General features: G+C 38.8%; 11 protein-coding genes. 9 read left to right on the forward strand and 2 right to left on the reverse strand.

Annotated features, from left to right (window positions below; all coding sequences use genetic code 11):
• The first annotated feature begins 413 nt into the window (after window positions 1-413).
• The 9 genes from porV (at window position 414) to VKY50_RS02705 (ending at window position 9809) form a co-directional block, all read left to right on the forward strand.
• A complete protein-coding gene (gene porV, locus VKY50_RS02665) occupies window positions 414-1571 on the forward strand; it encodes a type IX secretion system outer membrane channel protein PorV (protein WP_324298574.1) in 1158 nt (385 codons plus the stop codon).
• Between the two features lie 48 nt (window positions 1572-1619).
• Window positions 1620-2111, forward strand: coding sequence for a cytidine deaminase (locus VKY50_RS02670; protein WP_324298575.1), 492 nt, complete (start codon window positions 1620-1622; stop codon window positions 2109-2111).
• A 149-nt stretch (window positions 2112-2260) separates the two neighbouring features.
• Window positions 2261-3259, forward strand: a complete 999-nt coding sequence (gene pdhA / locus VKY50_RS02675; protein ID WP_324298577.1) for a pyruvate dehydrogenase (acetyl-transferring) E1 component subunit alpha — start codon at window positions 2261-2263, stop codon at window positions 3257-3259.
• Between the two features lie 5 nt (window positions 3260-3264).
• The gene (locus VKY50_RS02680; protein ID WP_324298579.1) at window positions 3265-4920 is read left to right on the forward strand and encodes a pyruvate dehydrogenase complex dihydrolipoamide acetyltransferase; all 1656 of its coding nucleotides are present in this window, start codon (window positions 3265-3267) and stop codon (window positions 4918-4920) included.
• Window positions 4921-5003: 83 nt separating this feature from the next.
• Window positions 5004-5942 (forward strand): M28 family peptidase, encoded by a 939-nt coding sequence (locus tag VKY50_RS02685; RefSeq protein ID WP_324298581.1) that lies wholly within the window; start codon window positions 5004-5006, stop codon window positions 5940-5942.
• 18 nt (window positions 5943-5960) lie between these two features.
• Window positions 5961-6644: an SDR family NAD(P)-dependent oxidoreductase gene (locus VKY50_RS02690; RefSeq protein WP_324298583.1), complete on the forward strand. Its 684-nt coding sequence runs from the start codon at window positions 5961-5963 to the stop codon at window positions 6642-6644.
• Window positions 6645-6653: 9 nt separating this feature from the next.
• Window positions 6654-7253, forward strand: coding sequence for a SprT-like domain-containing protein (locus tag VKY50_RS02695; RefSeq protein ID WP_324298585.1), 600 nt, complete (start codon window positions 6654-6656; stop codon window positions 7251-7253).
• A 3-nt stretch (window positions 7254-7256) separates the two neighbouring features.
• Window positions 7257-8318: a mannose-1-phosphate guanylyltransferase gene (locus tag VKY50_RS02700; RefSeq protein WP_324298587.1), complete on the forward strand. Its 1062-nt coding sequence runs from the start codon at window positions 7257-7259 to the stop codon at window positions 8316-8318.
• A gap of 21 nt (window positions 8319-8339) precedes the next feature.
• Window positions 8340-9809 carry a DUF389 domain-containing protein gene (locus VKY50_RS02705; RefSeq protein ID WP_324298590.1) on the forward strand — a complete coding sequence of 490 codons (1470 nt, stop codon included), beginning with the start codon at window positions 8340-8342 and terminating at the stop codon, window positions 9807-9809.
• Window positions 9810-9889: 80 nt separating this feature from the next.
• Here the strand turns inward: VKY50_RS02705 and VKY50_RS02710 are convergent, their stop codons facing one another.
• Window positions 9890-10285, reverse strand: a complete 396-nt coding sequence (locus VKY50_RS02710) for an SRPBCC family protein (RefSeq protein ID WP_324298592.1) — start codon at window positions 10283-10285, stop codon at window positions 9890-9892.
• Between the two features lie 11 nt (window positions 10286-10296).
• Window positions 10297-10935 carry an orotate phosphoribosyltransferase gene (gene pyrE / locus VKY50_RS02715; RefSeq protein ID WP_324298594.1) on the reverse strand — a complete coding sequence of 213 codons (639 nt, stop codon included), beginning with the start codon at window positions 10933-10935 and terminating at the stop codon, window positions 10297-10299.
• Window positions 10936-11019 lie beyond the last annotated feature (84 nt).

Raw genomic sequence — 11019 nt, forward strand, 5'->3', positions numbered from 1 at the left:
AACCAAACATAATACGTATGGGTTAAATAGATACTTCTTCATGATTAAGATTTGAGTTGTCTTAAATATGTGTGCAATATAGCAATTAAGTAAATTATTCCAATTTTTTTCATCGAATTTGTAAGTATAATGTTGTCAAAGGTGGTGTGCCTGTTGTCAAAACGAATAAAATTCGATTTTAGTATATACTAGTCTGTAGGGGGTAACCATTACGGGGTAGATTATTCGTTGATCTTATCATCTAAATATGGGTGATTATCGGAAATTTTTGGCCTGAGCACGCTCTCAAGGTAGTTTTATGCTGTAATAAGAAAACTATAAAATTTACGTTATCCAATTACTGGGCTATTTAAATTGCTATTTGTAAAACGTCAATTTAAAATTATATTTGTTTTAAGAAACCAAATAACCTAATGAAATATATCCTCCTACTACTCAGTCTATTACTGTTTTCAATTCCTGTTGCTGCACAAGATAATAATGAATACCGTGTGATCAGTACCGCCGTTCCTTTTCTATCAATCGCCTCAGATGCACGTGCCGGCGGAATGGGTGAGGTCGGTGTCGCAACCCCTACTGATGTGTTCTCACAGCAGTGGAACCCGGCCAAATACGCCTTTGCTACCCAAGCTATGGGTGTTGGGATGAGTTACACACCCTATTTAAGTAAATTGGTCAATGATATTGCGCTTTTAAATTTGACTTTTTACAATAAAATTGACGAGAGAAGTTCTTGGGCTGCAAGTTTGCGGTATTTTAGTCTAGGAGATATAGATAAAATTACCGAAGCGGAGTTTCACAATGGGATGGCTCCTATTATTGAGCGCCCTAATGAATTGGCATTTGATCTGTCCTATTCTCTTAAACTAAGCGAGACGTTCTCTATGGCTGTGGCAGCACGTTATTTGCGTTCTGACCTTAAAATACAAACGGAAAACATTGATGCTTCTGCTGCGAGTTCTGGTGCGGTCGATGTTGCTGGGTATTTTAGATCCAGAGACATCGCTTACGACCATTTTAATGGCCGTTGGTTAGCGGGATTTAATATATCCAACGTAGGGCCCAAGTTAAAGTATGATGAAGAGGGGCGAGAAAGTTACCTGCCTACCAATTTGAAACTCGGTGGGGGGTTTGACTTTATCTTTAGCCCCATGAGTGAATTGGGTGTCCATCTAGAGTTTAATAAGTTATTGGTGCCTTCTCCTAGTGACTCGGATCAGGATGGAGACATAGATATTGAGGATGATTTTTACACTAAGAGTTTCCTTAATGGGATGTTTTCTTCCTTTAGTGATGCGCAAGATGGTTTCAGTGAAGAATTAAAAGAAATCACCTGGGCACTCGGGGTGGAGTATCGTTATAATGATGCATTGGCTCTTCGTACTGGTTATTTTCATGAGAGTGATTTAAAAGGCTTTAGGCAATTTTTCACCTTAGGCGCTGGTTTTAATTTTAAGAGTGCTGTGATCGATTTTTCATATTTATTTTCTACCTCTGACCTTCGTAATCCTTTGGAAAATACATTGCGGTTTTCGGTGAGTTTTAATTTTGGGGATCCTTATTACAATTAACATTTAAGGGAAATATTTTGTAATTTGCTATATATACAAAATCACGCAATGAAAAAACTTGAGATAAATACTACTCTTACGGTTTATGATTCTGTAAGCGAACTTTCAAAGGAGCAGAAAGAGCTCATGATAAAAGCGGTGAATATAAGAAGTAAAGCCTATGCGCCATATTCAAAATTTAAGGTAGGGGTGGCTTTAGAACTCGAAAATGGAGAAGTAGTCCTTGGGACTAACCAGGAGAATGCAGTATTTCCTTCCGGCATGTGTGCCGAGCGGGTAGCTATAAACCAAGCGGGTACTTTATATCCAGGTGTAAAAATTTTAAATTTATTCGTTTCAGCCGCCTCGGATAATTTTGCAGTGCTAACCCCAACACCACCATGCGGAGGGTGTCGTCAAGCTATTTTTGAGTACGAAGAGAATCAAAATCAGCCAATTGCGATTTATTTTATGGGAGAGACTGGGAAGGTAGTTAAGGCTGATTCCGTAAAAGATTTACTTCCGCTGACCTTCGGGAAAGCGACTTTAAATCTTATTTAACAAAAATCTTAGATAAAAGGGTTAATTCATTTTTACTCTTTGTACTTAAAACGCTACTTTTGTAGTGCTTTTGAAAAACCTATATTATTTTTAAAAGTGATTCGTCTCCTTTATGGGGTATTCATGTTTTTGCAAAAAGAAAAATATAAATGAAAAAAGTTACAAAAGAAGTTTACTTGAAATGGTATGAGGACATGCTGTTTTGGAGAAAGTTTGAAGATAAATTAGCTGCTGTATACATCCAGCAAAAGGTTCGAGGATTTCTCCATCTATATAATGGACAAGAGGCTATTTTAGCTGGGACCTTGCATGCCATTAATCCCAAAACCGACAAATTGATCACTGCCTACAGGAATCATGTGCAGCCCATTGGGATGGGAGTTGATCCTAAAAGGGTGATGGCTGAATTATATGGAAAGGCTACTGGAACTTCCCAAGGTCTTGGAGGTTCAATGCATATCTTTTCAAAAGAACATAACTTTTATGGCGGACATGGAATTGTCGGTGGACAAATCCCACTAGGAGCAGGACTTGCATTTGCCGATAAATATTTTAAAAGAGATGGAGTAACCTTGTGCTATATGGGAGATGGAGCGGTTCGTCAAGGTTCTCTACACGAAACCTTTAACCTTGCCATGTTGTGGAACCTACCAGTTGTTTTCATTTGTGAGAATAATGGGTATGCCATGGGGACATCTGTTGCGAGAACTTCAAAAGAGCAAGAAATCTGGAAACTTGGATTAGGGTTTGATATGCCTTGTGGCCCTGTAGACGGTATGGATCCTGTTAAAGTAGCCGAGGCTGTTTACGAAGCTGTTGAAAGAGCTCGTAATGGAGGAGGTCCAACATTCTTAGAAATGAAAACCTATCGATATCGTGGGCATTCGATGAGTGATGCACAACACTATCGTACCAAAGAGGAGGTTGAAGAATACAAGAAAATTGACCCAATTACACAAGTAAAGGATATTATTCTTAAAAAGAAATACGCCAAAGAATCAGACTTAAAAGAGATTGATAAAAGTGTGAAGGCCAGAGTTAGTGAATGTGAAAAGTTTGCTGAAGAATCACCGTTCCCAGAGAAGAACGTGATGTACGACGCTGTATACGAACAAGAAGATTATCCATTTTTACCACATAAACTTTAAGAACAATGGCAGAAATTATTAATATGCCACGACTCAGCGATACCATGGAGGAAGGTGTTGTTGCTAAGTGGTTGAAAAACGTAGGAGACAAAGTAGAAGAAGGGGATATCCTAGCAGAGATAGAAACAGATAAGGCCACCATGGAGTTTGAATCTTTTTATGAGGGTACCTTATTACATATTGGTATCCAAGAAGGTGATGGTGCACCAGTGGATTCGCTCTTAGCCATAATTGGTGAAGAAGGAGAAGATATTTCAGGATTGATTTCTGGAGGTGGAGCTCCAGCAGATACCAAAGAAGAAACAAAAGATCAGGCTAAGTCGGCGACTTCTAAGGAAGAAGATTCGACGCAAGAGTCCCAAGGAGCTACGGGAGGTGCAATACCAGAAGGTGTGGAGGTTGTGACCATGCCACGGTTGAGTGATACTATGGAAGAAGGAACCGTTGCCTCATGGCTTAAAAAGGTTGGAGATGAAGTGGAAGAAGGTGAAATCCTAGCGGAAATCGAAACCGATAAGGCGACCATGGAATTTGAATCCTTCTATAACGGTACATTATTGTACATTGGAATAGACGAGGGACAATCTGCACCAGTAGATGATATTTTGGCAATAATAGGCCCTGAAGGAACTGATGTTGATGCAGTTCTAGCTTCTGTTAAAGGAGGCGGGAATGTAACTTCAGCTCCGGAGGCTGAGAAAGCAGCTGATAAACCAAAAGAGCAAGTCAAAGAGGAGCAACCAAAAACATCAGTAGATACTAGTAATACAAACGAACGAATTTTTGCTTCTCCACTCGCTAAAAAAATTGCTAAAGAAAAAGGAATCGACTTAAGCCAATTAAAAGGTAGCGGTGAGAACGGAAGAATCGTTAAAAAAGATGTAGAGAATTATACTCCTTCGGCAAAAGCCCCTGAGGCAAAAGCTGATCAGGCTAGCGATAAGGCTCCTGTAACGGCACCATTCGTGCCTGCTGGAGAAGAGCATGTGGAAGAAAAGAAAAATTCTCAAATGCGTAAGACTATTGCAAAACGTCTGGCTGAATCTAAATTTTCAGCTCCTCACTATTACCTAACCATAGAGGTAGATATGAGTACAGCAATGGCCTCAAGATCTCAGATTAATTCACTACCTGATATTAAGGTGTCATTTAATGATATGGTTGTTAAGGCTTGTGCTATGGCACTTAAAAAACATCCACAAGTAAACACCACTTGGAAAGATGATGTGACACAGTACAATCATCATGTTCATATTGGAGTTGCTGTAGCGGTAGATGAAGGGCTTTTAGTACCTGTGTTAAAATTCGCTGATCAAATGTCCTTAACTCAGATCGGGGGCAATGTTAGAGAATTGGCAGGCAAAGCTAGAAATAAGAAGATTACTCCTCAAGAAATGGAGGGAAGTACCTTTACTGTTTCTAACTTAGGAATGTTCGGTATTCAAGAATTTACCTCAATTATCAATCAACCAAACTCAGCCATTTTGTCCGTTGGTGCTATCGTTGAAAAACCAGTGGTTAAAAATGGTGAAATTGTAGTAGGTCATACCATGAAGTTAACATTGGCTTGTGATCACAGAACAGTTGATGGTGCAACAGGAGCGCAATTCCTACAAACCCTGCAAGCTTATATTGAAAATCCGGTAACGATGCTTGCTTAATTCGCAATTCGTTATTAATTCATAGATCAAAGTCCCGCTTAGTGCGGGATTTTTGGTATATTTAAATCATAAGATAACTACAGATGAATAAAATAATAATCGCAATTGCACTGCTGGTTATAGGGTGCAAAAGTACCACTAGTGTAGCGGAAAAAAACTACAAAGTAACCCCAGAACAAGTTGCTATCCATATGCATTTCCTAGCCTCTAATGAGCGGGAAGGAAGAGATACTGGAGGAGAAGGAATTGAAGCTTCTGCAGCCTATATTGAAAAGATTTTTAGTGATAATGGGGTTAAACCTTATTTTGAAACGTATCGGGATACCCTTTCCAATTATGACCAACCAGCTTATAATGTTGTCGGCTGGGTAGAGGGGAATGATAAGCATCTCAAGAATGAATTTGTGATTGTCGGAGCACATTACGATCATATTGGTCAAGGAAAACCAGTAGATGGGGATTCCATTGCTAACGGTGCCAATGATAATGCTTCTGGAACCAGTGCTGTTATTGAATTAGCCAAGTATTTTGGAAATAACCATACCAATAAACGAAGTATGTTATTTGTACTTTTTTCAGCTGAGGAAAAAGGGCTTTTAGGATCAAAACATTTGGCCAAAAAGCTAAAGGAGCAACGTATGCCCCTTTATTTTATGCTAAATTTTGAAATGATCGGAGTTCCTATGCAACGAGAAGCACTCACTTATATTACGGGTTATAATAAAACTACCATGGCTTCTGTAATGAATGCATATGCTGGCCAGGAGGCTTTTGGATTTTTGCCAAAAGCAGCAGAATACAATCTATTTAAGCGCTCCGATAATTATCCTTTTTACGAAGAATTTAAAGTAGCAGCACAAACGGTATGTACGTTTGATTTTGAAAATTATCCGTATTATCACCATGTGGATGATGAGATCAGTGAAATGGATTTCAGTCATATGGCTAAAGTAATTAACATAAGCCTACCAGTTCTTGAGCAAATGACCAATGCAAATCAGCACGAGATAAAATTTAAATAGAAAAAAGTAAATTGATTTATGGGTAAACACATTATTGTTACGGGCAGTAGTCGTGGCATTGGATTAGAACTGGTTAAAATTTTGGCCAAAAAAGGGCATAGGGTATTAGCGCTCTCTCGAAATTCTAAGCCTGTCCGTGCATTAGCTCTTGATGGAGTTGATGCAATTGATTTTGATCTTTGTAAAGAGGAGGATTTAACCTTGTTGGAGGTTTTTATTAAAAATCAGTGGGGACATGTGGATGTGCTGATTAATAATGCTGGTGCTTTAATTAATAAGCCATTTTCAGAGCTTAGCTTGGAGGATTTTAAAAGCGTGTATGATGTGAATGTCTTTGGACTTGCCAGGGTTACGCAACTGGTAATTCCCTATATGCCTAAGGATGGCCACGTGCTAAGTGTCAGTAGTATGGGTGGAGTCCAAGGCAGTGTGAAGTTTCCTGGTCTTGCTGCTTATAGCTCATCAAAAGGAGCTGTGATCACACTTACCGAACTTTTAGCCGAAGAATATAAGGATTCTGGTCCGTGTTTTAATGTATTGGCCTTAGGGGCTGTGCAAACGGAGATGTTAGCGGAAGCTTTTCCTGGCTTTCAGGTAAATACTTCAGCCGAGGATATGGCAAAGTATATTGCAGATTTTTCACTCTCCGGACATCAGTTGTACAATGGCAAAATGCTCCAAGTGAGCAACAGCACCCCTTAATAATTATTTATGAGGGATGTTTTGCTAAAATATCTTCCCGAGAGAGCGATCGATCCGTGTATTGAACTAATCAAGTCCAATCATGTGCATCTTAAGATTGTTAACGAACGGCTGACGCGTCACGGGGATTACAGAAGGTATCCCGATGGGAGTCATCAGATCACGGTAAATTCGAATTTGAACAAGTACCGCTTTCTTATCACTCTTATTCATGAAATAGCGCACCTAGCAGCTTTTCAGCACTATGGAAGGGGGATAAAGCCGCATGGGATAGAGTGGAAAAGAACTTTTCAAAAACTCATGCTTCCGTTTATAAATCCAAGTGTATTCCCGCCCTCATTATTGCCGCTACTAGCTAGGCATTTTAGGAACCCTACTGCTAGTAGTGATACCGATGCACATTTGTCTATTGCACTAAAGGAATATGATCCGACTACTGATAAAAATTATATATTTGAACTCCCTAAGGGCAGTGTTTTTAGGTTGCGGAATGGGAAGATTTTTAAGAAGGGAAATAAGCTTACTAAGCGTTATGAATGCGTTGAAATGGCCACTGGAAAAGTGTTTTTGTTTCAACCCAATGCTGAAGTTGAATTAATTAGTAATTGATTGATGAATAGTAACTACTACGCGATATTAATGGCAGGAGGTATTGGATCGAGGTTTTGGCCCTTAAGTACCTCAGCATTACCGAAACAGTTCCATGATATTTTAGGTACTGGAGAAACTCTTATTCAAACTACCTACAGACGATTGGAAAAGATGATTCCAAGTGAAAATATTTTTATACTTACCAATGAGCAGTACGGGGGGTTGGTGAAAGCGCAACTCGATGGGGTGAAGGATCATCAAATATTGTTAGAACCTTTGATGCGCAATACAGCCCCCTGTATATTATACGCTTCGATGAAAATTAAAAAAATCAACCCTAAGGCTGTGTTGGTGGTGGCTCCGAGCGATCATTGGATTGAAAATGAAACACGTTTTTTAGAGGATCTTCGTTTGTGTTTTGATCACTGTCAAGATAATGATGTACTGATGACATTAGGAATCAAACCTACCTTTCCCAATACAGGTTTTGGATATATTCAATATGAAAAATCAGATCAACCAATAAAAAAGGTAGATCAGTTTAGAGAAAAACCAGATTATAAGACAGCAAAATCATTTTTAGCACAGGGTAATTTTTTATGGAATGCGGGTATATTTATTTGGAACGTGCAGAGTGTATTGGATGCATTTATGAAGTTCCAACCTGAGATGTATCAGCAATTAGAACATGGTTACCAGCTGCTTAATACTGATAAAGAAGAAGAATTTATAGATCGCGCTTACCCTGAACTTGATAAAATATCGATCGATTATGCAGTGATGGAGCGTTCAGAGAACATCTATGTACTACCGGCAAATTTTGATTGGAATGACCTTGGTACATGGGGTTCGCTCTATGAGGAATTACAAAAGGATTCTCAACAAAATGTGGTTGTTGGAGCTCAAGCAAAATTAGAGAACAGCCATCGAAATATTATTCATACTTCAAGAGAGAAGGTTGTGGTGGTACGCGATTTAGATGATTATATTGTTATTGATCGCGATGATAAACTGTTGATTTATCCTAAGGCAAAAGAGCAAGAAGTTAAAAACGTCATTGATAAATTGGGCAATTCACAATAGAAGTTTAACTGATTTTCACACATGGAGCAGAAGAACAATAATGGATCTAATGGGCATCAAAATCAAGCTAAGGAGCACAGTGCACAGGCCAAGGTAAAAAGTGATTTAACTGGATTTTTTGGAAGTTTAAAACTTTTTATCGCAGACCTTTTAGATATAAGAAACAATACAGATCAGGTAGCTACCAAAGAAAGTATTATAGACGATATAGCTTTCAAAGGGCATACGTCGTGGATTCTAATGTGTTCTGTTTTTATTGCCTCTGTAGGTTTAAATGCCAATTCAACTGCCGTAGTAATTGGGGCCATGTTAATTTCGCCACTTATGGGGCCTATTTTAGGTATAGGCTACTCTTTAGCGGTAAATGATATCGATACCTTAAAAAGATCTTTAAAGAACTTCGCTGTGATGGTCATATTGAGTATCCTGACAGCTTTTTTGTTTTTTAAATTTTTCCCATTAAGAGACGAATCATCAGAGTTACTAGCTCGAACTGCTCCAGATATCCGAGATGTCCTTATTGCTTTCTTCGGTGGGATGGCCCTTGTGATTGCTAGAGCCAAACGTGGTACAGTGGCAAGTGTTATATTTGGTGTTGCTATTGCAACGGCTTTAATGCCGCCATTGTGTACTGCTGGATTTGGTTTGGCGAACTGGAACATGGATCATTTCTTCGGAGCCATGTATTTATTTATGATCAATACCATCTTTATTGGATTAGCAACTTTTTTGATTTTAAAGATCTTGAAATTCCCAATGGTTCGATACGCGAATTCTCAAAAACGTAAACGAACGGCACGATTGGCTTCGCTTATAGCGATATTAGTTATGATTCCAGCAGGAAAAACCTTTTATGATGTGCTACAGGAATCAAAATTTAAGAACCAGGCGGAGGCCTTTGTAAATGATCATATTAAAACCTATCAGTTTTCAGGTAGTGGTTTTGTGTTGGATAAATCCATTACTTTGGAGTATAATAAGGGCGAAGATCCGACCATTGAATTTGTGATCATTGGGGATGAATCAATTCCACAGAATGTCATAGAGACTTGGAAAGTGCAAATGCAGAAGTATCCGAAACTGGCATCTGCAAATCTTAAAATCCGAGGAGGGGAGCAGTCGCAATCAGAGGAGAAATTTCAATATGTCACAGAGTTGTATGAACAGAAGAAAAAAGAAATTGTTTCTAAAGATCAGCGGATAGAATTATTGGAAAAGGAACTCGAACGCTTGAGCAAGTTTTCCATAAAAGCAATACCCTTTGATGAGATCAGTAAAGAAGTGAAAATCAATTACGATGCAGTGGCTGAATTGGGTTTTGGAAATGAAATTAAAACGGATTTCACTAATACAGATACTGTTCCTGTTTTCTTTGTAAAATGGAAAAAAGGGACTTCGTTAAATCGGCAAGATTCTGAGTTGAAGAAATTGCAGGCCTGGCTCAGCTTAAGGATGGGAAGTAGTAAGGTTCAGGTGCGTAAATTCGATTAGCTTTCATATTGATAGTGTTTGAGATCGCTCGCTGATCTTAAGAATTTAAGCCGGGACAAAAGCAACAAAGGTAAATCCCATTAGACCGTTCTAGTCATATTGTCGGTCAGTGTATTGATAAAGTTTGTGATCGGACCTTTAATCATCATGCCCATCATGGCGTTGAATTCCCCTTCGAAAACCAAATTCACCTCAGAAGTACCCTCGGAGAGGTCATTAATATTTGCGGTCAGTGTAAAGGGAACTTTGTCGCTTGCTGAACCTAATACGAGCTTGTTGTACGGAGTCTTTTCTTTCATCTTAAGTACGATTTCAGGCATTCCCTTAAGTGAAAATAGGAATTTATCTTCTCCTAGAATTTCGAATTTGCTAATGTTTTCAGGCATCAGTTTTTCAAAATTTTTGACATCTTCTAAGAAGGTGTATAATTCTTTAGAAGATTTATGTATGTTTTTGTTTGGTGTTTCTAATTTCATGATATCTAATTTTATTTCCAAGTTTGAGGATTAGATCTCCACTGCTGTAGCGTCATCAAATCCGCATCACTAATGTATTTAGTCTCTAGCGCTTGTTGCAAGAGATGATCATAATTGCTCAAAGTGACTAAATTAGTATTTTGAGTTTTAAAATTCTCAGTGGCCACATCAAACCCATAGGAGAAGATCCCAATCATTCCCTTGACAGCGGCTCCGTGCTCCTTCAAGGCTTTTACGGCATTTAAGCTGCTCATTCCAGTGCTGATAAGATCCTCTACAACCACTACATTTTGTCCGCTATCTAAGAATCCTTCAATTTGATTTCCACGCCCGTGTTTTTTTGGCTCCGGTCGAACATAAACAAAAGGAAGACTCATGTACTCTGCAACGAGCATACCGATGCCGATCGCTCCAGTTGCTACCCCTGCTATAACGTCAGGCTTTCCATAATGCTGCTCCAACTGGTGCGCCATCTGTTCTCTAATATAATTTCGAATCGGTGGAAAGGAAAGTACAATGCGGTTATCACAATAAATAGGTGATTTCCATCCCGAGGCCCATGTAAATGGATTTTTAGGATTCAACTTTATTGCATTAATTTGCAATAGAAGTTCTGCTGTTTTCTTGGCGGTATCTTTGTCTAAAACCATGATGCAAATGTATGAAGTTTTTGTTAATGAACATCGGATTATTTTAACCAACAAAATCTCCAAAGAAGAGGGTTTTAAACTCTT

Origin of the sequence: Galbibacter sp., from assembly GCF_035306585.1 — a bacterium.
Classification (GTDB): Bacteria; Bacteroidota; Bacteroidia; order Flavobacteriales; family Flavobacteriaceae; genus Galbibacter.

Excerpts from the sequence above, each read along its gene's own strand:
- porV (WP_324298574.1), top strand. The coding sequence starts at position 414 with ATGAAATATATCCTCCTACTACTCAGTCTATTACTGTTTTCAATTCCT.
- VKY50_RS02670 (WP_324298575.1), top strand. The coding sequence starts at position 1,620 with ATGAAAAAACTTGAGATAAATACTACTCTTACGGTTTATGATTCTGTA.
- pdhA (WP_324298577.1), top strand. The coding sequence starts at position 2,261 with ATGAAAAAAGTTACAAAAGAAGTTTACTTGAAATGGTATGAGGACATG.
- VKY50_RS02680 (WP_324298579.1), top strand. The coding sequence starts at position 3,265 with ATGGCAGAAATTATTAATATGCCACGACTCAGCGATACCATGGAGGAA.
- VKY50_RS02685 (WP_324298581.1), top strand. The coding sequence starts at position 5,004 with ATGAATAAAATAATAATCGCAATTGCACTGCTGGTTATAGGGTGCAAA.
- VKY50_RS02690 (WP_324298583.1), top strand. The coding sequence starts at position 5,961 with ATGGGTAAACACATTATTGTTACGGGCAGTAGTCGTGGCATTGGATTA.
- VKY50_RS02695 (WP_324298585.1), top strand. The coding sequence starts at position 6,654 with ATGAGGGATGTTTTGCTAAAATATCTTCCCGAGAGAGCGATCGATCCG.
- VKY50_RS02700 (WP_324298587.1), top strand. The coding sequence starts at position 7,257 with ATGAATAGTAACTACTACGCGATATTAATGGCAGGAGGTATTGGATCG.
- VKY50_RS02705 (WP_324298590.1), top strand. The coding sequence starts at position 8,340 with ATGGAGCAGAAGAACAATAATGGATCTAATGGGCATCAAAATCAAGCT.
- VKY50_RS02710 (WP_324298592.1), bottom strand. The coding sequence starts at position 10,285 with ATGAAATTAGAAACACCAAACAAAAACATACATAAATCTTCTAAAGAA.
- pyrE (WP_324298594.1), bottom strand. The coding sequence starts at position 10,935 with ATGGTTTTAGACAAAGATACCGCCAAGAAAACAGCAGAACTTCTATTG.